Source organism: Pontibacter liquoris (assembly GCF_022758235.1).
Taxonomy (GTDB): Bacteria; Bacteroidota; Bacteroidia; order Cytophagales; family Hymenobacteraceae; genus Pontibacter; species Pontibacter liquoris.
Window position 1 is genome coordinate 1,858,963 of sequence record NZ_JALEBG010000001.1, and the last position, 21,655, is coordinate 1,880,617.

Annotated in this window: 19 protein-coding genes; 8 read left to right on the forward strand and 11 right to left on the reverse strand. The window is 51.7% G+C overall.

Annotated features, from left to right (window positions below; all coding sequences use genetic code 11):
- Positions 1 to 177 precede the first annotated feature (177 nt).
- Positions 178 to 921: a DUF1573 domain-containing protein gene (locus LWL52_RS07710; RefSeq protein WP_242918535.1), complete on the reverse strand. Its 744-nt coding sequence runs from the start codon at positions 919 to 921 to the stop codon at positions 178 to 180.
- Between the two features lie 236 nt (positions 922 to 1,157).
- On the opposite strand from LWL52_RS07710, the gene LWL52_RS07715 reads away from it, so the two are divergent.
- Positions 1,158 to 3,566 (forward strand): alpha-ketoacid dehydrogenase subunit alpha/beta, encoded by a 2,409-nt coding sequence (locus LWL52_RS07715; protein WP_242918536.1) that lies wholly within the window; start codon positions 1,158 to 1,160, stop codon positions 3,564 to 3,566.
- Positions 3,567 to 3,716: 150 nt separating this feature from the next.
- On the opposite strand, the gene LWL52_RS07720 is transcribed toward LWL52_RS07715, so the two are convergent.
- Positions 3,717 to 4,295 carry a hypothetical protein gene (locus LWL52_RS07720; RefSeq protein ID WP_242918537.1) on the reverse strand — a complete coding sequence of 193 codons (579 nt, stop codon included), beginning with the start codon at positions 4,293 to 4,295 and terminating at the stop codon, positions 3,717 to 3,719.
- 78 nt (positions 4,296 to 4,373) lie between these two features.
- Here LWL52_RS07720 and LWL52_RS07725 point away from each other — a divergent pair, with 78 nt between their 5' ends.
- Both LWL52_RS07725 and LWL52_RS07730 read left to right on the forward strand, forming a co-directional pair.
- Entirely contained in the window at positions 4,374 to 5,369 is a 996-nt protein-coding gene (locus LWL52_RS07725; protein ID WP_242918538.1) for an acyl-CoA synthetase family protein, read from the forward strand.
- 35 nt (positions 5,370 to 5,404) lie between these two features.
- Positions 5,405 to 6,325, forward strand: coding sequence for a zinc-dependent peptidase (locus LWL52_RS07730; RefSeq protein ID WP_242918539.1), 921 nt, complete (start codon positions 5,405 to 5,407; stop codon positions 6,323 to 6,325).
- A 169-nt stretch (positions 6,326 to 6,494) separates the two neighbouring features.
- Here the strand turns inward: LWL52_RS07730 and LWL52_RS07735 are convergent, their stop codons facing one another.
- On the reverse strand, positions 6,495 to 7,121 hold the full coding sequence (locus LWL52_RS07735) for a class I SAM-dependent methyltransferase (RefSeq protein ID WP_242918540.1): 627 nt from the start codon (positions 7,119 to 7,121) through the stop codon (positions 6,495 to 6,497).
- Between the two features lie 107 nt (positions 7,122 to 7,228).
- Between LWL52_RS07735 and hutU the strand changes: the two genes are divergently transcribed.
- The 3 genes from hutU (at position 7,229) to hutG (ending at position 11,253) form a co-directional block, all read left to right on the forward strand.
- A complete protein-coding gene (hutU, locus tag LWL52_RS07740; protein WP_242918541.1) occupies positions 7,229 to 8,941 on the forward strand; it encodes a urocanate hydratase in 1,713 nt (570 codons plus the stop codon).
- A gap of 7 nt (positions 8,942 to 8,948) precedes the next feature.
- Complete coding sequence (gene hutI / locus LWL52_RS07745; protein ID WP_367615675.1) at positions 8,949 to 10,205, forward strand: imidazolonepropionase; 1,257 nt, start codon at positions 8,949 to 8,951, stop codon at positions 10,203 to 10,205.
- A 73-nt stretch (positions 10,206 to 10,278) separates the two neighbouring features.
- Positions 10,279 to 11,253, forward strand: coding sequence for a formimidoylglutamase (gene hutG, locus LWL52_RS07750; protein WP_242918543.1), 975 nt, complete (start codon positions 10,279 to 10,281; stop codon positions 11,251 to 11,253).
- A gap of 90 nt (positions 11,254 to 11,343) precedes the next feature.
- On the opposite strand, the gene LWL52_RS07755 is transcribed toward hutG, so the two are convergent.
- The 8 genes from LWL52_RS07755 to LWL52_RS07790 all read right to left on the reverse strand — a co-directional run bounded on the left by LWL52_RS07755 (position 11,344) and on the right by LWL52_RS07790 (position 19,103).
- Complete coding sequence (locus LWL52_RS07755) at positions 11,344 to 11,757, reverse strand: T9SS type A sorting domain-containing protein (protein ID WP_242918546.1); 414 nt, start codon at positions 11,755 to 11,757, stop codon at positions 11,344 to 11,346.
- A gap of 189 nt (positions 11,758 to 11,946) precedes the next feature.
- A complete protein-coding gene (locus LWL52_RS07760) occupies positions 11,947 to 12,822 on the reverse strand; it encodes an SMP-30/gluconolactonase/LRE family protein (protein ID WP_242918548.1) in 876 nt (291 codons plus the stop codon).
- A gap of 63 nt (positions 12,823 to 12,885) precedes the next feature.
- Positions 12,886 to 13,998 (reverse strand): AMP-binding protein, encoded by a 1,113-nt coding sequence (locus LWL52_RS07765; protein ID WP_242918550.1) that lies wholly within the window; start codon positions 13,996 to 13,998, stop codon positions 12,886 to 12,888.
- A gap of 439 nt (positions 13,999 to 14,437) precedes the next feature.
- Entirely contained in the window at positions 14,438 to 14,890 is a 453-nt protein-coding gene (locus LWL52_RS07770) for a DoxX family membrane protein (protein ID WP_242918553.1), read from the reverse strand.
- Positions 14,891 to 15,049: 159 nt separating this feature from the next.
- Positions 15,050 to 15,493 carry a DoxX family protein gene (locus LWL52_RS07775; protein WP_242918555.1) on the reverse strand — a complete coding sequence of 148 codons (444 nt, stop codon included), beginning with the start codon at positions 15,491 to 15,493 and terminating at the stop codon, positions 15,050 to 15,052.
- A gap of 184 nt (positions 15,494 to 15,677) precedes the next feature.
- The gene (gene menD / locus LWL52_RS07780) at positions 15,678 to 17,378 is read right to left on the reverse strand and encodes a 2-succinyl-5-enolpyruvyl-6-hydroxy-3-cyclohexene-1-carboxylic-acid synthase (protein WP_242918557.1); all 1,701 of its coding nucleotides are present in this window, start codon (positions 17,376 to 17,378) and stop codon (positions 15,678 to 15,680) included.
- 69 nt (positions 17,379 to 17,447) lie between these two features.
- Complete coding sequence (locus LWL52_RS07785; RefSeq protein WP_242918559.1) at positions 17,448 to 18,644, reverse strand: chorismate-binding protein; 1,197 nt, start codon at positions 18,642 to 18,644, stop codon at positions 17,448 to 17,450.
- A 39-nt stretch (positions 18,645 to 18,683) separates the two neighbouring features.
- Entirely contained in the window at positions 18,684 to 19,103 is a 420-nt protein-coding gene (locus LWL52_RS07790; protein WP_242918561.1) for a hotdog fold thioesterase, read from the reverse strand.
- 60 nt (positions 19,104 to 19,163) lie between these two features.
- Between LWL52_RS07790 and LWL52_RS07795 the strand changes: the two genes are divergently transcribed.
- Positions 19,164 to 19,790, forward strand: a complete 627-nt coding sequence (locus tag LWL52_RS07795; protein ID WP_242918563.1) for a histidine phosphatase family protein — start codon at positions 19,164 to 19,166, stop codon at positions 19,788 to 19,790.
- A 123-nt stretch (positions 19,791 to 19,913) separates the two neighbouring features.
- Positions 19,914 to 21,614, forward strand: coding sequence for a pyruvate dehydrogenase complex dihydrolipoamide acetyltransferase (locus tag LWL52_RS07800; protein ID WP_242918565.1), 1,701 nt, complete (start codon positions 19,914 to 19,916; stop codon positions 21,612 to 21,614).
- Positions 21,615 to 21,655: the final 41 nt, after the last annotated feature.

Sequence of the window (21,655 nt, forward strand, 5' to 3'; positions counted from 1 at the left end):
TAGATGAAATAAAAGCCCAAAAACTGAAGCCTTTCGAAGGATTCCGAAAGCAGGAAAGGGATGCCTGCAAAATGATGCAAAACGTACTGGAAACCTGCCTGTTAGAGTAGGGCCTGAAATGAAAAAAGGCAGTGATAAAATCACTGCCATTAGTACAAAATAAAACTATGAAAAAAACTATCTGAAAGGAATGGGCTGTTTACCCTCCTTTACCATATTTTCAGAAACCAGGCTCTCTACTACCGTTGCTTTAAGCGTTAGTCTGAGTGCTGGCATCACGATATCATTCGAAATTATCGTTACAACTTCGTTCTGTTCTGATAACATTGCGGGCACATACGTAAGTTCCAAAGTAGCTGTCTGTCCGGGTTTTATCGCCGGGTCCGACACTTTGTAGCTCACGCAATTGCAAGCCGAACGTACGCCCTGTATCTGCAGGTCCTGCCGACCCGTGTTCTTTATCTGGAATTTAGCCACAGCTTTTTGTCCTTTTTCAAGTTTCCCAAAGCTGTAAGTGGTTCTTCCAACTGCCAAACGCGGTGACAATGTTTTTTGTTCCTGCGTGTGAATAGTTTTCAGATCAGCCGGTCCAACTTCGCCTTTTATGTACAAAACATGCGTTGGCGATACACCGTTAGAAGTAACAGTAATGGATTTATTGAACGGGCCCGGCCGGCCTGTGCTATTATAAATGGCTCTGATGAAACCGATTTTACCAGGCAGAATAGGTGTTTTTGTCCATTCCGGCGTGGTGCACCCACAGGAGGGCTGAACATTTGTGATCACAACGGGTTGATTCCCTTTGTTGCGTACCCTGAAATTAAAAACAGCCTTTGTGCCCTCGGCAATTGTACCAAAGTCATGCGTGTCAAATTCATACTCCAGCTCGCCTTGTGCCTGCGCATTAAACCAAAATAGCATGCAACTAAGCAGCGTCAAGAAGTAAAGCTTTTGTTTCATAAACAAGAAAAAGCAAAAAAATATGTTTTTGGATTATCAGTCAAGCGCAGACCGCCTCAAAGATAAAGATTCTTTTTACAAAATGATACACGCCAACCACTGGCGAAGGGGAGCACGGCAGGCTGCCGGATTTGAATTTCAGGGATAGTTCTGTACTTTTGATCGTAAAATACACTTATTGATTATACTGAGAAGACATGCAAACTGCTGAAGCATCTATCACTCATAAACTAACAACCGAGGAGATCCTGAACGATTACCGCATTGGGTGGGAGAGCCGTCATGCCAGCCTGGCAGGCCGTAAGGAGGTCTTTATGGGCAAAGCAAAATTCGGCATCTTCGGCGATGGCAAGGAAGTAGCGCAGCTGGCAATGGCCCGTTTCTTTCTTCCCGGCGATTTTCGGTCCGGCTATTACCGCGACCAGACCTTCATGTTTGCCATCGGTGAGCTTACCTTGCAGCAATATTTTGCACAATTATATGCCCATACAAATGTAGAAGCAGATCCTTCTACTGCAGGCCGGGCCATGAACGGCCATTTTGGAACCCGTTTGCTCGACGACGAAGGCAACTGGAAAGATCTGACCAAGCAGCGTAATTCCAGTGCGGACGTATCGCCTACGGCAGCCCAGATGCCGCGTTTGGTTGGCTTGGCATATGCTTCCAAACTTTACCGCCAGAACCCCGCTCTGCAGCAGCTGCATACATTTTCGGTTAACGGAAATGAGGTGGCTTTTGGCACGATTGGCAATGCTTCTACTTCGGAGGGGATGTTTTTTGAAGCCATAAATGCTGCTGGAGTGCTGCAGATACCCATGCTGGTTTCTGTCTGGGATGATAACTATGGTATTTCGGTTCCGGCCGAGTACCAGACCACCAAAGGTAGCATTTCCGAGATTCTGGCCGGTTTCCAGCGTAACGCTGAAGGGGAGCAGGGCTATGAGATATTTAAAGTGAAGGGCTGGGATTATGCTGCCCTCTGCGAAACCTACGAAGCTGCCGTGCGCGTGTGCCGCGAGCAACATGTGCCGGTGCTGGTACATGTAGAGGAAATGACGCAGCCACAGGGCCATTCTACTTCCGGCTCGCATGAGCGCTATAAATCAAAAGAGCGACTGGAGTGGGAAGCAGACTTTGATTGCCTGAAAAAAATGCGGGAGTGGCTGCTCGATAATGAACTGGCTACCGCCGGGCAACTGGACCAGATAGAGGCGGAAGCGAAAGAAACGGTCCGTCTTGCGCGAGGCGCTGCCTGGAGTGAATTCTCCAGTGGCATCAAAGCGGACCACGAGGAAGCCCTGCGCCTGTTAGACAACCTGGCTGAAGCAAGTGAGCACATCACCAAACTGGCTTCGATTTCAGATGAGCTGCGCAAAACAGCCAGCCCCATCCGTAGCGACGCTGTTCGGGCCGTGCGCAAAGCCCTGCGTTATGTTCGCGATGAACGGAATACGGCCAAACGTGAGCTGATTGGCTGGCTGGAACAAACGTTTGGTGAAAATGCCGATCGGTTTAATTCCTACCTGTATAGCCAGTCCGAGCAATCTGCCTTGCTGGTGGAAGAAGTGAAACCCGAATTTGATGAAAACTCTCCGGTGGTGGATGGCCGCGAAGTACTACAGGCTTGTTTTGATGCCATGCTGGCGCGCGACCCCCGCGTGTTTGCCATTGGCGAGGATGTCGGAAAAATAGGGGATGTGAACCAGGCCTTTGCTGGCCTGCAAGATAAGTATGGTGAACTGCGGGTAACGGATACCGGCATCCGCGAGTGCACTATTATCGGACAGGGCATCGGAGCTGCTTTGCGTGGCCTGCGCCCCATCACCGAGATCCAGTACCTCGACTACCTATTATATGCCATCCAGATACTTTCCGATGACCTGGCTAGTTTGCAATATCGCACTAAGGGCGGCCAGAAAGCCCCGCTGATTGTACGCACCCGCGGTCATCGCCTGGAAGGTATCTGGCATTCTGGTTCGCCCATTGGCATGATCCTGAATGCAATAAGAGGCATGCACGTGCTCGTGCCGCGTGATATGACACAGGCCGCAGGATTCTATAATACGTTGCTGAAAGCAGACGAGCCTGCGTTGATGATCGAATGCCTGAATGGGTATCGTTTAAAGGAGCGGATTCCGAATAATATCGGGGAGTTTACCTTACCCCTTGGCCAGCCCGAAGTATTGAAGCAGGGCACCGATATCACTATTGTAACCTATGGCTCTATGTGCCGCATCGTGCTGGAAGCTGCCCGCCAGTTAGAGGAGTTCGGAATTTCGGCCGAGGTGATCGACGTGCAAACGCTGCTGCCTTTTGACCTGGACCATGTCATTACGGATTCCATCCGGAAGACTAGCCGTGTGCTGTTTACGGATGAAGACGTTCCCGGGGGCGCTACAGCCTTTATGATGCAACAGGTCGTGGACGGGCAGGGCGCTTACCGCTGGCTCGATGCCAAGCCGCAATGTCTGTCTGCGCAGCCGCACCGCCCGCCTTACGGCTCAGATGGTGATTACTTCTCTAAACCGAATGTGGAGGATGTTTTTGAAGCAGTTTATGAGATCCTCAACGAAGCTGATCCCAAAGCTTTTCCGACGATCTACTAAGGGGATTTTACATACAAAAAGTCCCCGGGAGCACAGGCTGCCGGGGACTTTTTATTGTTATACCTGAAGGATACGATTTAATGAGTTAGGCCTTGTAAGTAAGTATAAACATCTGATTATAAGCTGTTCGGCTGCAAGTATAGAAAGGTGTTATTTAGGTCTTCCGGTGAAGAGCACCAGGTCATCCGTTACCACTACATTGCTTTTATGCAGGGCCCGGTCATAGATATAGATCTCGAAGCGGATGGTATCGGTTGGGCTGAAGAGCGTAGGATCAAAGAAGTCAAAAATTGCTCTATCAAAGTTTACAAGCGAGTACTTGATTTCCCCTTCTAAAGCTTCGGCCCGGCTGTCGGAGGTAAGCCGCTGGAAACGGCCATTCAGGTTAAGCAGGTTATTGGAAAGCGCCAGGGGTACATACTGGTCTCCCTTTTTGATCTGAAGGGAGGCAAAGAAATTATACTCGTAGGGAGAGCCCGAATTATAAGGCGGATTACTGTCCGGATCATCTTTCTGCAGCCTGTTCAACCCAAGGTCCCCATCGCCATCTTTGTAGCCCAGTACAATGACCAATGAGTCGTGCAATACGTTATTGGTAGGGTACGTATACTGGTCCACCCGCCGGAACTCGATCTCTGGCGTATCGGGGTAATTAGGCTCTTTGCGGCAGGCGCTGAAAAGCAAAACAAGCAGCAGTGGCGCAAAGCTATACTTTAGCATATATTTCATGGGGGATCTCCGAAAATGAAGCTAAATTTACAAAAAATATAACGCATAGAATATAGGATTTGTTGTAACTTTCTATAAATGGATTATAAAGCCGACTTTATCAGGCAACTTCATCAGGAACCCCACTTTGATTTTGCTGCAAAAGCACTTGAATTGTTTCGCTACCAGGCAGCACACAACCTGCTCTACCAGTCCTACTTATCTTTCCGGAAAATAAAACCGGAGCAGGTCCTGACGCTGGAGCAGATCCCCTTTCTACCGATCGAATTTTTCAAAACCCACCCGGTAATGACGGATTCTTTTCAACCGGAAGTAACCTTCTATAGCAGCGGCACAACCCGCCAAAGCCGCAGCCGGCACTTTGTTTCGCATCTGGCCTGGTATACTACTACTACCGAGCTCATTTTTGAACAGCTCTATGGCCCGCTGCAGGACTATATCGTGCTGGCCTTGCTGCCCTCATACCTGGAGCAGGGAGGCTCCAGCCTGGTGGCCATGGTGGAGTACTTCCGGCAGCAAACGGGACAGCAGGAGCAGGGCTTTTACCTGCACGAACATGATCTGCTGCTGCAGGCAGTCCGGCAAGCCAAGCAACGTGGTAAAAAAGTATTGCTCATCGGGGTTTCCTATGCGTTGCTCGACTGGGCTACGGCTTTGCAAGGGCGGGAGGATTTTTCCGGCGTTATCATCATGGAAACGGGTGGCATGAAAGGCCGCCGCCGCGAGATGATCCGGGAGGAGTTGCACCAGCACCTCTGCCAGGGCTTTGGGGTGGCCACCATTCACTCTGAATATGGTATGACGGAGCTCTTGTCGCAGGGCTATTCCAAAGGCAACGGCATTTTCTTGCCGGGCTATAGTATGCGCGTGCTGCTTCGCGATTTAAATGACCCTTATGATGTGGGCCGGCACCACCGTTCCGGCGGCATCAATGTCATCGACCTGGCCAACGTAGACTCCTGTGCCTTCATCGAAACAAAGGATATTGGCCGGCTGCATCCCAATGGGAGCTTCGAAGTGCTGGGGCGTTTCGACAATTCCGACATCCGGGGCTGTAATTTACTTATTGCGTAAGCATCTTTCCTGATTGTTGACCGTTTAAGCAGCCCATGGGATATGTCTTTTTTGTGGCGCTGGTTTTAGGGCTGAGTTTTATTTTTTACCGATGGGCCACACGCCGGGAGCGTCGCCGCCGGGCAGTGAGCAAACAGGAATTTCCGGTAGAGTGGCGCAAGATCCTCACCGACCGTGTAGGCTTTTATCATACCCTGGATGAGGAAGGCAAAACCCGCTTTGAGAAAAAGCTGCAACTCTTTTTAGCAGAAAAACGCATCACAGGCATTCAGACGGAAGTAGATGATTTGACAAAGGTGTTGGTAGGTGCCAGCGCCATCATTCCGATATTTGGCTTCAGCGAATGGGAGTATTACAACCTGGGCGAAGTACTAGTGTTTCCGGGAAGTATAAAGCGCTATGAGAACGATAAAAAGGAAGTTGTCTCGGAAGTGCTGGGCCGCGTAAATCCCTTTCAGAATGATCATTATGTAACGCTTTCTAAACCGGCACTGGAACGAGGCTTTAACGATATGCAGGACCGGCAGAACGTGGGCATCCATGAATTTGCGCATCTGCTGGACCAGGCTGATGGGGAGGTTGACGGCATCCCAAAAGCGCATTTACCAGAAGAGCTGGTCAGGCCATGGCAGGAGCTCATGTTGCGTAAGATCAAAAGTATAAACACCGGCGAATCGGATATCAACAGCTATGGCGGCACATCAGAGGCAGAATTCTTTGCCGTTGTAACTGAATATTTCTTTGAGAAACCGGGTCAATTAGCCGAAAATCATCCGAAGCTTTATGATCTACTGACCAAAATCTTTCATCAAAGTCCCCGCAAACGCTTTCGCCTTAATTTCAGAGAACTGCTCAATCCATATGGCAAGAGGTTGGGCCGTAACGAGCCATGCCCCTGTGGCAGCGGCGAGAAGTATAAGAACTGCTGCTGGCAAAAGCGGGGAGCAGCCGCCTGAAAATTATTGGATGTAAGTATAGAAAGTGCCTTGCTACAGAAAGCTCCTTATAGTAATGATAGGGTCTTAGGTTCAGCTGGTTTCAATACGATGTTTTACCGCCTTATACCTATGATTACTTATCACATAAGTAATTGATTAAAAATATGTATTGTAATTAAGTATAAAGCTATACTTGCTTTTGAAGTACCCAGGTGGTCATACTTCGTTCCTTTTCCACCAGTACGGTTTTAAGCGGCTCCAGCCGTTGGGCGCAAAGCTGCTCTTCCAGCAACTCCAGCATTTCTTCATCTGCCAGGAACCAGACATCTCCGTGCGGCATCTGGTAACGCCGCTCCTGCACTTGCCGAAATTTTCCTTCCATGCCGATGGTGGTGCTCAAACGACTAAAGAACATGCCACCCGTTTTGAGTACGCGCCACATTTCCTGCACCATACTTCGGAAATGTTTTTCGTTCTGCGCAAAATGCAGCACCGCGCTGCAAAGCACAACATCAAAATAGTTGTCAGGATAGGGTAGCAAAGCAGTGTCAGATATGACAAAGTTTTGCGCAGGTAGCTGCGGCGCCACCTGGCTGGCCAGCTGTTGTACCTGGCCAATAGCCTCTGCCGATGTGTCAGCCCCGTATACTTCCACGCCGGAAGCCATCAGGTACCGGATGTTACGGCCATTGCCACAGCCGGCATCCAGCAGTTTCATACTTTCCTTAACCCGTCCTTTCAGCAGCTGATCGAACAGGTAAATATCGATGTTCCCCAAAAGAGCAGGAAGGTCTGATAAAGCAGGAAGCGCCATACTTATACTTGAGAAATGGTTTAAATCCCCAATTTATACTCCTTTTGCTATACTTTTTGAATTAATTTTCGGATACTTGAATGGAACATTTCTGATACCAAATAACTATGAATACACTACCTGATACCACCGCAGTTACCCGCGCTGGACTTACAACCGAAGAATTTATTCGTAAATACGCCACGCATCCTACCTATACACCGCCCCGCGGTACTGCGCTTCATGCAAAAAACTGGCAGAGCGAAGCAGCATTGCGCATGTTTCTAAATAACCTGACCGATGAAGTAGCCGAAGCGCCCGCCGACCTGGTTGTTTACGGAGGCACGGGCCAGGCAGCCCGCACCCCGGAAGATGCCCGCAAGATCATTGAAGTGCTGCTGGAACTGGAAGAAGATGAGAGTTTGCTGGTACAGTCGGGTAAACCGGTGGGCAAGGTGCGCACGCACACGGAGGCGCCGCGCGTGCTGATCGCCAACAGCAACCTGGTGCCGCATTGGGCTACCTGGGAGTATTTCAACGATCTGCGCAAGCGTGGCCTGATCATGTATGGGCAAATGACAGCCGGCAGCTGGATCTACATTGGCTCGCAGGGGATTCTGCAGGGCACCTATGAGACCTTTGCCGCCTGCGGCGATAAGTACTTCAGTGGCGATCTGCGCCACAAGCTGCTGGTAACCGGCGGCCTTGGAGGGATGGGCGGCGCACAGCCGCTGGCTGCTACCATGGCGGGTGCTACTTTTCTTGGCGTGGATGTTGATCCGGAGCGTATTCAAAAGCGGCTTGATACCCGCTACATCGACCGGATGACTTATGACTATGAGGAAGCCAAACGGTGGGTACTGGAAGCCCGGGATCGCGGAGAAGCCCTTTCAGTGGGGTTGGTAGGCGATATCGGGGATGTACTGGCGCGCCTGCTGCAGGATAATATCACCCCTGACATTCTTACTGATCAGACTTCTGCCCACGATCCGCTGAACGGCTATGTGCCCAATGGCTTAAGCCTGAAAGAAGCAAAAGAGCTGCGCGTTTCTGATCCGGTGAAGTATAAAGCCTTGTCGCTTAAAAGTATGGCGCGCCACGTGGGTTTTATGCTGGAGTTGCAGCAGCGGGGAAGCAAAACCTTTGACTACGGCAACAACCTGCGCGAATTTGCGCAGCAAGGTGGTGAAAAAGATGCCTTCCGGATTCCGGGTTTTGTGCCGGAGTATATCCGGCCGCTGTTCTGCGAAGGAAAAGGTCCTTTCCGCTGGGCTGCCTTGTCGGGCGATCCTGAGGATATCCGCGTGACCGACGAGGCGTTGAAACAGCTTTTCCCGGAGAATACGCACATGATCAAATGGCTGGAGGAAGCGGGCGAGAAAGTGGCTTTCCAGGGTTTGCCCTGCCGCATCTGCTGGCTGGGCATGGGTGAGCGCGAAAAAGCCGGTTTGCTCTTTAATCAGCTGGTGCGCGAGGGGAAAGTAAAAGCCCCCATCGTCATCGGGCGCGATCACCTGGACTGCGGCTCGGTGGCTTCGCCTTACCGCGAAACGGAAGGAATGAAGGATGGCTCCGACGCTATTTCCGACTGGCCGCTGCTTAACCTGATGGCCAACACGGCAGGCGGAGCAACCTGGGTTTCCTTTCATCATGGCGGCGGCGTAGGCATCGGGTATTCGCAACATGCGGGCATGGTGATTCTGGCGGATGGTACGGAAAGGGCCGAACGCTGCCTGCGCCGCGTGCTCTACAACGATCCGGCCATGGGTATTTTCCGTCATGCCGATGCCGGCTATGAAACAGCCCAGGAAAATGCCGAGAAGTTTAACCTGACGCTGTAGCCTACACGTGAATACAAAACAACACATGACAGCTACTATCACCCTTGTAGGGCCCTTTGTGCAGGTGCTGCCTATGGCAGGCCTGCCGGCAGCAGGGCCAATTGCAGATATTCAATTACAGGTGATTGAACAGGCCGGCGTGCTGGTGCAGGATGGCCGCATCGTAAAGGTGGATGCCTACAAGGAACTTGCGCAGGAAGCAAAGGAAAAGAACTACCAACTCGAACCGGTTGTCAGCCCGATGGTGCTGCTGCCTGGACTGATCGATGCCCACACCCACATCTGCTTTGCCGGCTCGCGTGCCAACGATTACGCACAAAGGGTAGCCGGAAAATCATACTTAGAAATTGCCCGCAGTGGCGGCGGAATTCTGGATAGCGTGCGCAAAACGCGTGAGGCTTCGTTACCGGAACTGGTCCTGCTCCTGAAACAGCGTTGCGACCGCCATCTTTCCGAAGGCGTGACAACCTGTGAGGTGAAGAGCGGCTATGGCTTAACCGTGGAGGACGAGCTGAAAATGCTGGAGGCCATCCAACTGGTGAACGCGCAACATGCCCTGGACCTGGTGCCAACCTGCCTGGCCGCCCACACACTGCCACCAGAATTCTCAGACCCAAGAGCGTACCTGCAGCACATACAGGAGGAGTTACTGCCACAAGTCATAAAACAGCAACTGGCAAAGCGCATCGATATTTTTATTGAAGACACCGCTTTTACCGAAGAAGTTGCGCTAGATTACCTGCTGGCTGCCAAAGCATTGGGAATGGAGGTAACCGTGCATGCGGATCAGTTTAGCACCGGCGGCAGCCGGATTGCCGCCGCAGTGGGCGCCGTCAGTGCCGATCACCTGGAAGCAAGCGGGGAGGCGGAAATGGCCTTGCTGCAGCAGGCAGGCACAGTCGCTACGGTCTTGCCCGGCGCCTCACTGGGCCTGGGCATGGGGTATGCGCCAGCCCGAAAAATGCTTGATAGTGGCCTGTGTCTCGCTATTGCTACCGACTGGAACCCCGGCTCTGCACCTATGGGTGATCTGCTGCTACAGGCAGCCTTGCTAGGCGCAGCCGAAAAACTGACCACAGCCGAAACCCTGACCGCTATGACCTGCCAGGCTGCCCGGGCCCTTAATTTAACGGATCGGGGCACGCTCTCCGCAGGACAACTTGCTGATATGATTGCTTTTCCAACTGCTGATTACAAGGATATCTTATACTTTCAGGGCAAGCTGAAACCAGCGATGATCTGGAAAAACGGGATTCGGATTTAACACAAGTCACCTCTTCACTTAAACATGCGGTATTATAAAAATAACGATCAACAAATAACAATCTGCCATTACGATGTATAAACCAACCACAAAAGAAGCCTGGAAAGGGCGGGTGGATGCGCATGATGGCGAACTAGGCTTACGCTGGCACCAGGTCATGCAGTTGCTCACTTTATCTGAGGAGCTGCCGGCCCTGCCACCGGATGAGATCGCTTTTGCATTTATAGGCTTTTGCTGTGATGAGGGCGTACGTCGCAACCAGGGCAGGATCGGGGCAGTGGCAGGGCCTGCCGCTTTGCGCAATGCCATGGCCTCTTTTGCCCTTCACCTGCCGGCGCAGGTAAAGCTGTATGATGCCGGCGATGTGCTTTGTACCAATCAGAACCTGGAAGAGGCACAGGAGCAACTGGGCAAAAAAGTAGCTCTGCTGCTGCAGAAAGGTTACCGGCCGCTGGTACTCGGAGGCGGTCACGAGGTGGCTTATGGTCATTATCTGGGGGTGGAGCACGTTGCAGCACAGCAGCAGGTGGGTATTCTGAATTTTGATGCGCATTTCGATCTGCGCAGCTATGAAAAGCAAGCTACTTCCGGTACGCCCTTCCGGCAAATTGCTGACAGGTTGCAAGGTATGAACCAGCCCTTCAAGTATAACTGCATCGGTATTCAGGCTGCCGGCAACACTCGTGTACTTTTTGAGGCAGCAGAGCAGCTGCAGGTGCGGTACACCGTAGCTGAGCAGGTGCAGCTCTACCAATTACCTACGCTACAGCAACAATTAGCCGATTTCCTGGCTCAGGTAGATAAAGTATACCTGACCATAGACCTGGATGTGTTTGCTGCCGGCTATGCGCCCGGCGTGAGTGCCGTAAATGCGCTGGGGCTGCAGCCGGAAGTGGTGCTGGCGCTGCTCCGGCAGGTGGTGCATAGCGGGAAACTGCTGAGCCTGGACGTAGCCGAACTTAACCCCTCTTTCGATTTGGATAACCGCACAGCAAAACTCGGTGCGGGCTTGTTATACCATGTGCTGCAGGAGTGGCACCAGGTATAACAGGTGGATCATGTATACTTCCAACAAAAGGCCCTCTTCCTTAGTATAGAAAGAGGGCCTTTTGTCAGGATCACTTTACATGCTGCCGGGCTACTTTACTTTGAATTTGGTCCAGTAGGTAGTGTTGCTTGTTTTCACTTCTACCAGGTAGGTATCAGGCCGTAGCTTGCCCACATTGTATCGCCAGGCGTTTTTCCGATCTGCAATTGCAATCGGTTTTTCATACACCTTTTTGCCAGCCGTGTTGGTGATCATCAGCAAGGCATCTTCTTTTAGTTGTTTCTCAAAATCAAGCTGGTAAGTGCCTTTCTTAGCGCGGTGCAGGTTAATGCCGGACAAGGTTTCGGGATTAGCAAGATTAGGGTCGGACGCTTCCTTTACCAGAATATATTTCTGCTCCTGTACAGGCATTTTCGTGGCCTGCGCTGCGGCAGTGTAGGTAAGCCCAGGCAGATAAGCAAGTATAGCCAGTAGCGCCAAAGTATACTTTTTCTTCATCGTCATTGTTCCCACAGGTTAAAGTATAGGTATAGCAGCCACACTGCATATTTGAGGCCAAACTTTCGAAATCATCACTGGAAACACCTAGCTGCAACTGTAAAATTATTAAAGCCGCTTCCCTCTGGTTCTGAAAATTGAATGAACAGAAAAGGGCGGCTGTTATGGCCGCCCTTTTCTGTTCATTCGCCCTACTTATTCTGATAAAGTATAGGCAAAAACGCGGTTGTCTTTAAACGTAGGCACCAGCAGCACATTCAGCCTTTCGGAGTAACTGATATCGGCGGCATTGATGTTCTTTCCTTTGGTGTCGAGCAATTTGTAGTTTTTGCCTTCGGGCAGCACCAGGTATACTTCGCCGTCCCACCCGGATACCAGGTAATTGCCATCGGACATTTTAGCAATTCCATCTGCATTTTTAATGCCTTCTGTCCAGTCCGTCAGTTTCTTTGTTTCCGGATCCAGAAAACGCACTTCGCCGCTGCTCATTAAGGCTAGCAGCAAACGGTCGCCATCAAAGTAAATACCGTTTGGTTTTTCGCGGGCGGTATTGTCCATCCATCGGGTCAGCCGCCCGTTGCTAAACTGGTAAACGCGCTTTGCCCCCGAATCCGTCACGTACACATTCCCTGAATTATCTACCGTCACATCGTTCAGCATCTCGGCCTTATCTGCTTTGTAGCGGCCCAGAATAGCACCTGTCTGCGTCGAAACAGCCACCAGTTCATCTATATCGGCTATGTATAGCACATTATTGTAAAGCGCAATACCTTTAGGATCATTCAGGCCGGTTACCCAGTAGAGCTCGTCTACTTTGCCGTCTGTCGTGAGCGTCGAAATGAAGCCATCGCCATCCTTGCGGTTCTCCTCCGACATTTTATTGATATTGGATACATAGATCACATCGCGTTGCGGATCGTGCAGGGCCGATTCCGGGGTGCGTAACACATCGTCGGTTTTCCAGGCTTCCTCCAGTTTAAGAGGTGCTTTGGAGCCAAACAAACCGCTCGTGCAACTATTAGCAGATAAAAGCAGCAACAGGCAGCAGGATGTTGTAAGTATAGTTCTCATATATAGTTCTGTTGATTGATACTTAGTACGGCTGACGCGGCCTGCCGTTTAATACATCTGTTTTTAATCGGTGTAGAGGCCCAGTTTTTGTAAGGTGCGCTGCCGCGAAAGCTTGCCGGTGGCCGTTTCGGTAAAGGCGGGCGCATAGAATAACTCCTTGGGCATTTCGAACTTGCGCAGGTAAGGGCGCAGGTTGGTCAGCAGCTCTTCTTCTTTATGAGCAACCAGGGGCTGGCTTTCCAGCAGCAGCACGATCTTTTCACCTAACAGTTCGTCTGGCTGCGGAGCGATAAAAAAGCGTGGTGCCGGCTCCCAGTCTATCAGGGCTTCGGCTACGGCGAGCTCTACTTTTTCTATCTGCACTTTCACGCCGCCTGTATTGATCGTGTTATCAGCCCGGCCAATCCATCGAAAACGGGTGGGCGTGAGCAGCTCTACAATGTCATTTGTTACCAGCAGCTCATTGTTGGTGATATCGCCTTTGATGGTGAGGCAGCCGCGTTTATCAAGGCCTACTTTGATGTTTTCCAGCACCTGGTAATAATCGGCAGCTTCGGGCCCGTTCAGGCGGCGCAGGGCAATGTGTGAAGCTGTTTCCGTCATGCCATACGTATGATAGACCGGTGCCTGTACCTGTTGCAGCTCGCGCTGCAAAGCGGGGCTCACCGGCGCGCCGCCCACCAGAATGCCTCTCATCTGGTTTAACTGCGCTATTGCTTCGGGCGTCTCATGCAGGATGCTGTGGAGCTGCATGGGCACATAAGAACTAAAATCTATTTTCAGGTTGTCTTCTACTAAGGTCATCGGGTTGCCGACCGGCTCCACAATGATCATTTCCATATCGGCAATAAAACCGCGGGTCAGCATCATCATGCCGGCAATGTACTCGGTGTTGAGGCACACCAGCATCGTATCGCCTTTTTGCAGGTGAAGCAGCTTGATGGTGCGGCGGGCATTGGCTTCTAATTGCTGCCGCAGCAGGACGATGGGTTTGGGAACGCCGGTAGAGCCGGAGGTCTGGATCGGGAATTCCTGTATCCCGTTGAGCCAGCTGCGGCAAAACTCCAGCGTTTTGCTCTCATAGCCATTTAACGGAATGCTGTTGCGGAACGAATAATCGGCAATCTCATCGTAATAAAATTTCTTGCCGTTCAGGAGAAGGGATTTTTCTGTCATAATACGGTTCATTAACCTCTTAGCCTTTTGCGGCTTTTTGTCCATACATAAAGCACCCGCTCAGGCACTGCAAAATTGGCAGCGGGGCAGCTATAAAACAAGCAGCGCAGCTAAAGGATTTTATACTTTGCACTGCGCTGCTCTTAAATAGTACACTTTCTAGTTACATGACCTAGGTTATTTCTTGGGGTGAATTGGCTTTTGAAGTATGGATAGTTGCTAAAAACAGCACATGCAGCAAGTTTTTCTGTAGAGCCGGCAAGAGCAGGATTTAGGAGCAGGAGGTGGCTTCCAATCAAACCAAAGGAGGAGCAAAAAGATTACTCCGTAAGCAGCAAGTATGAGGAGCGGGTCGGGGTGCTTGGAAATTGGACAAGAACAGGCTGCGCAGCAGCGCGGGAATGCTGCTACAAGGAAGCTACGAACAGGGTACGTGTACTTAGTAAGTCCCTTCTTTGTGTACTTTCATGTAGTGATCCAGGGAGAAGCGGCCGGAACCGAATATCAGGAAAAAGATCAACAGGCCGAGCACCAGCAGCGACAACCACAGTTCGGTATTCTCTACATAAAAGCCCCGCTGGGAGTTAACAAAAATAACCGCGCCAAGCAGGATGGGGATCTGAAACAAAATGGCTACCCGGGTTAACAGGCCGAGTGTAATCAGCAGGCCCCCGAACAAATGCGAAAAGGCCACATAATGTGCCAGCCCCAGAGAAACCCACTCAAATCTACTGGTCCGCAAAATATGCAGCAGGGCATCGGTATTCTGGATAAACATAATGCCTTTGGCCAGGATGAACAAGCCTAATCCAATGCGTACAAAGTCCAGCCAAAGCGGGTGATGGGAATCGGTCCAGCGTTCAACGCGGTTCATGTCTTGTGATACGTTCATGGCTTTAAGTTTAAGTTTAAACAATTGGCATATAATGGTTTAAACGGTTTGTGGCCTGAACCGGACATGTTTTGCGCGAGGTCTTTTAACCCGGCCTCCTCCTGTAGCCGGAATGCAGTGCAAGGGCAAGCCGCGAACGGGAAAAGCAGGGGCAAGGATTTACTTTTTCGGACGAAAGACCTTGTTATCGATGGAATAACGGCCGGGCCCCACAATCATGAAAAAAATCAGCAGCAGCAGCACGACGAGGGATATCCAAAGCTCAGTATTGCCCAGTGCCACACCCTGGCGTGGGTTTACGAACATCACTGCCCCCAGCACGATCGGGATCTGGCACAGCAACGCAAGCCGTGTTAAAGCCCCGAATGCGATCATCAGGCCGCCGATGATATGAACGGAACTGGTCAGCAGGTCTGCTTTTTCGGCACTCAGCATATCCTGCTGCCGGCTGAAAATGTAAAAGACATCACTTGTATGCTCTAAAAACATAATGCCTTTGATGAAGAGAAAAAGCCCTAAGGCAATTCGTAAGCCGTCCATCCAGATAGGGTTGCTGGCGCTGTTTACGCGCCGGGTAGGGTGATCTTCCTGTGTCAGATCCATGGCTGTGAGATTAAGTTGAACAAACTATATATTTATAAACGGGTATTTTCGCTACTCGGATAATAAATCGACTTTTTCCTGGCGAGCATCTTCCTCTTAGCCGCTCCTATTTTCCGAGCAAAAAAGCGGCTATACCTGTCTGCACAAGTATAGCCGCTGTGTTTCTGGGAACAAGAGATTGAAGTTAAAAAGCAGTTTGCTGCAAAGCCTGTTTGTAGCTGGCGAAGGCTTCGGCATTGGCTTTCGAATCGGTGAAGATCTCGAGTATACTTGGGCCCGCATCGGTTGAGAAGAAAGCAGGCAGCGCCTGCGTCAGTTCCTCCATCGTATGCACGGCTGTGTAGGCCATCCCGAAATCGTGGGCCGTATTTTCGGCATTCAAGGCCTGGTGCGTTTCAAAGTAGGGCTCCAGTTCGGGTTGCTGCCGGGGCCCGTCAATCAATCGGAAGATGCCGCCGGCATGGTTGTTCAGTATCACGATGCGGAGGTTCTGAGGCAGGTAATTATGCCAGAGCCCGTTCCGGTCGTAAAAGAAGGCCATGTCCCCGGTGAGCAGGGTGGTGATGCCGGTACTGGTCAGGGCGCAGCCCACGGCCGTGCTGGTGCAGCCATCGATGCCGCTGGTGCCGCGGTTTGCAAAAACGGTTACCTGCTGCTCTGCCCGCAGGTTAACTATGTTGGCATAACGCACTGTCATGCTGTTAGCCAGGTGCAGGTTGCTTTGCTGCGGCAACTGGCGAAGCACCCGGGCCACTACGGTAAGTTCGCTGTAGGCTCCTTCTGCAGCATACTTCTCCAGGAAGGTGCCGGCTTTGGCGTCCAGCTGCTGCCAGGCGGCTGCAAAATCTGCAGCTGTTCGGGTGCTGCCCGCCATACTTGTAAAAAAGCTGGCCGGCTCGCAATGGATTATTTTGGTGAGTGCCTGAAAGGTATCCGCCACAGCACCCGCCTGTTGAATGTGCCACTGCGCCTGCGGTTTATACTTGCGGAGGTAGAGCTTCAGGCTTTTAGAGATCACCGATTTGCCAAACGTGAGGAGCAGATCGGGCTGTAATTGGGCTAGGGCTTCCTTGTCGGGGCAGGAGAGGAGCGCATCCTGGTAGCGGATCGCTTTAGGTAATCGCTGTGCGTTGCTGATAATGTCGCTCACCACCACGGCGTTGGTTGATTCTGAAAACTGGTGCAGGGCCTGCAGCAGCTTGGCGTCATGCTTCTCCTGGCCTGCTACCACCACAATGCGCCTGAAACGTAAGATCTCCTGCTCCAGCTTGATGGCTTTTGCCGTACTCAGCGCAAAATCCTGTCCTTCTTCGGTTATGATCTTGACTTGCTTGCCAAAATGGATTTCTTCACCAGCTTCCGGGTAGAAAGGCTCTCTTAAAGGCACATTCACGTGTACCGGCCCGGCCGGAAAAGCGGTGCAGAGGTTCAGCGCTTCCGACATTATCCGTTCGCTGTACCAAGTGGTATCCGGATGCGCAAAATCTACCGGAAAGGTATAGCTCTGCTTGATGTGCTGGCCATAGACCTGCTGCTGCCGGATGGTCTGACCATCGAGTTGATCGAGCCATTCAGGAGGGCGGTCGGCGGTTAATACCAGCAACGGTACCTGTTGGTAAAATGCTTCGGCCACAGCCGGGGCATAGTTCAGCGCCGCTGTGCCCGATGTACAAACCAGCACGGTGGGCTTGCCTGTTGTCTGGGCCATGCCCAATGCTATAAAGGCTGCTGCCCGCTCATCACTCACTGTACGGACCGTAAGTTGCGGGTGGCGCGCAAATGCGATAGTCAGCGGAGCACACCGTGAGCCGGGAGAAAGCACGACATGCTGCACTCCTTTACGGGCACATATTTCAGCAATATTAACAACAGGCTGTATGATCATACTTTCTAATTTTGAATGAGTGAATGAGTGTATGAGCGAATAAATGAATGCTTCAATTAAAAGCTTAATTCAATATTCTGTTATGCCGTCATTCTCCGTTTCCAGCACCCATCCGATGGTCTGCATCTTGTGCTGCGTTTCCTGCCATTCCTTTTCCGGCGACGAATCGGCTGTGATGCCTGCGCCTGCATACAGGATGGCCTCTTGGGCTACGAGTTGCATGCAGCGCAAATTAACATACAGGTGCGTGCCGGCAGCGCTGTTCACCGGGCCCAGGTACCCGCTATAGTAGCTGCGGTCATAGCCTTCGTGCTGCAGTATAAATTGCAGGGCGGGGGCTTTAGGCAGTCCGCAAACGGCTGAGGTCGGATGCAGCAATTCAAGCATATCGGTACCCAGCTTTGGGAAGCCAACTTCTTTCTTCAGGTCTACTGTAAAATCGGTGCGCAGGTGCATCAGGTTTCCGGCCGTTACTGTCCGGGGGCCTACTTCGTTGTAGTCCCGCAGCCGCAGCCGCTTAAAGCAGCTCAGGATATAGCGCTCTACCATGGCCTGTTCTTCGATCTCTTTCTGCCGCCAGATGGCGTTGGCAGCATTGTCAAGTCCGGCAGGTTGTGTGCCGGCCAGGGCTACGGTCCGAAAGATATTTTGCTCATCGATGCTGACCAGGATCTCAGGCGAGGTGCCCAGCCAGGTACCCACATGAGGAATGGAAACCAGCGAAACAAACGCCCGAGGATAGGCTGCCCGCAGCTCTTCGAAAGCAGCGACCGCACTGAAATTACCGGGCAGGGGCACCACCTTGTTCCGGGATAAGACTACTTTTTCCATTTCGCCGGCCTGCAGGGCTGTTACAGCATCTGTTACCGCCTGGGTATAGCTGGCATCCGTTTGCTGCAGGGCCTGCAGATTAACGGCAGGTGCATGCCACGAGGCGGTGACCGGTTGCGCCAGGAGCTCATAAAACTGCTTCAGCGGCTCAACAGGCACATCCGGGGCAGGGGTGAGCTGGCCCGAAATGGCATCGAACGTAACATCTGCTTTTATAAATATATTCTGATGCAGGGTTGTCTGGAAAGGGCAGAAAAGAAAGCCCGGCGGGCTGTTCTCCAGTATTGGCTGGCCGGTTTGCAGCTGCGCCTGCAACGACAGGCAAAGTTGCACTTCTGCAGCCTCGGGCAGGCGCCAGATAGCCACCGCCCGTTCTGCAGCCACGGCGGCGCTAAATATATCGTCTAACGTATAAATGCGGGTTTCGTCACCCATTGTCGTTCTCCTGCGTTGTTTGCTTTAAATCTTCCTGCCTCACTTTTTGTCGATCACGGCAACCGTCATCCGGCTGATGCATACCAGCTCGTCCTCCTCCGAATAGATCCGCGTTTCCCAGAGCTGGGTGCTGCGGCCAATATGAAGGGCCTGCGCTTTGGCATGCACCCAACCAGAGCGTACACTGCGCACGTGGTTGGCATTAATCTCTAAACCCACACACGCTTTTTTAGTTAGATCTACCTGCATAGCGGCACCTATACTTGCCAGCGTTTCGGCCAGCGCCACGGAGGCGCCGCCGTGCAGCAGGCCCATGGGTTGGTGCGTGCGGTGGTCTACCGGCATTTTACCGCATAAATAATCATCGCCAATTTCTGTAAACTCGATGCCGAGATGCGCTACCATGGTGTGCTTACTCCACTCATTGAGCTTTTCGAACGTAAAAGAATTTTTATGCATAAGCAGCGATTTCTAATTTCGCAGTATTATTTGAATCAGGAAGGCAAAACTAGTAGAATTTTGAGTCTAAAGAAAGTATACCTCATCCGCCACGGGCAAACCGATTTTAACCTGCAGGGCATCGTGCAGGGCAGCGGCGTTAATTCAGACCTGAATGCCGAAGGCAGGCAGCAGGCTGCCCTCTTTTTTGAGATGTATAAAGCGGTTCCGTTTGATAAAGTTTATACTTCCACGCTCAAACGCAGTATACAATCCGTGCAGGGCTTCTTGGATATGGGCCTGCCGCATGAGCAGCATGCCGGCCTGAACGAGATCAGTTGGGGCACCCGCGAAGGCACCCGCATTACGCCCGAAGAGGATGCTTATTATTATAATATGCTGCAACGCTGGCGCGATGGCGAAACAAATGTCTGCATTGAAGGAGGAGAAAGCCCCGCCCTGGTAGCTGCCCGGCAGCAGCCCTTTATCGACCTGATGCTGAGCCGCACGGAAGAGGAAACGATATTAATTTGCATGCATGGCCGCGCCATGCGTATATTGCTGAGTGTGCTGCTGCGTTATCCTTTAAAGTGCATGGATACGTTCGAGCACCAGAACCTGTGCCTTTACCAGCTCGATTATACCGGCAGCATGTTTGCCGTAAAGCAGTACTGCCAGGTAGCCCACCTGCAGGAAACCCGGCTTTAAAAAGCGGCAAAATAACTTGTGGTAACAAATAAGACGGCTATAGTTTGAATAAACTATTTTTAAATCTAATTTTGGGCTTAATAATTAAGGACCTTTTGGGCGATATAAACAACACGATATTTTATGGCTGAAGTGATACGAATGCCCAAGATGAGCGACACAATGACGGAAGGGGTGATAGCATCTTGGCTCAAAAACGTTGGTGATAAGGTTAATGCTGGTGATGTACTGGCTGAAGTAGAGACCGATAAAGCCACCATGGAACTGGAGTCTTACAACGATGGTACCCTTTTACACATTGGTCCCAAGAAGGGCGATAGTGTACCAGTCGACGCTGTGATTGCCATCATTGGCAAAGAAGGAGAGGACATCTCCGCACTGCTGAGTGGGGGATCGGATGCCGCAGCTCCCGCTGCCAAGGCCGAGGAGAAGGTTCCGGAACCGAAGAAAGAAGAAGCTGCGCCTGCTCCGGCAAAAGAAGCAGCACCGGCAGTAGCAGCCGTTGATACCAGCAACATCAAAGCCTCTGTGATCCGCATGCCGAAGATGAGCGATACCATGACGGAAGGCGTACTGGTGTCGTGGCTGAAGAAAGTAGGCGACAAAGTAACGTCAGGGGATGTGCTGGCAGAAGTGGAAACCGACAAGGCGACCATGGAACTGGAAGCCTACGAAGACGGCACTCTGCTCTATACAGGTGTGAAAGAAGGTGACTCAGTAGCCGTGGATGCCGTTATTGCCGTTATCGGCGAGAAGGGCGCAGATTACCAGGCTTTGCTGGGTGCTGGCTCCGCTAACAAAGAATCCCGCCAGGATGAAGCCAAAACAGAAGCTGGCATTGCAGCCGGCGTAGATGCTGTGACTTCAGAAAAAGTGGAGACAGAGCAGGTTCCAGGCCCTGAAGCACAGGAGCAGACCTCCCAGGGCGCAGGGGCAGAAAACGGCCGTATCAAAGCCTCGCCACTGGCCAAAAAAGTAGCAAAAGAAAAGGGCCTTGCCCTTACCCAGATAAAAGGATCCGGCGAAGGTGGCCGCATTGTGCTGCGCGACGTGGAGAACTTTACGCCAGCAGCTGCACCACAGCAGGCCGCAAAAGCAGCTGCACCGCAGGCCGCTCCGGCAGTAGCCACCGGCATTCCGGCCGACTCTTACGAGGAAGTTGCTGTTTCGCAGATGCGCAAGGTAATTGCCCGCCGTCTGGCCGAAAGCAAATTCTCTGCTCCGCACTTCTACCTGACCATGGAAATTGACATGGACAAGGCCATGGAGGCGCGTGTAAGTATAAATGAAGTATCGCCGGTGAAAGTATCGTTCAATGACCTGGTGATCAAAGCGGCGGCAGCTGCCCTGCGCCAGCACCCGGCGGTGAACTCCTCGTGGCTGGGCGATAAGATCCGTTATAACAAGCAGATAAATATTGGCGTGGCCGTAGCGGTAGAAGAAGGTTTGCTGGTACCGGTGGTACGCAATGCCGACTACAAGTCGCTTTCTGCCATTGCAGCCGAGGTGAAAGACCTGGGTGGCAAAGCCAAGAGCAAGAAACTACAGCCCTCTGACTGGGAAGGAAACACCTTTACCATCTCGAATCTGGGCATGTTCGGCATCGAAGAGTTTACCGCCATCATCAACCCGCCGGATGCCTGCATCATGGCAGTGGGAGGCATCAAGCAAACGCCGGTTGTGCGTAACGGGGAGATCCGCATAGGCAACGTTATGAAAGTGACCTTGTCCTGCGACCACCGCGTGGTAGACGGCGCTGTCGGCTCTGCCTTCCTGCAAACGTTTAAGAACCTGCTGGAAAACCCGGTGCGCATCCTGGTGTAATCCTGCTGGCAAAGTATAAGTAAACAAAAAGCCCTTCCGGA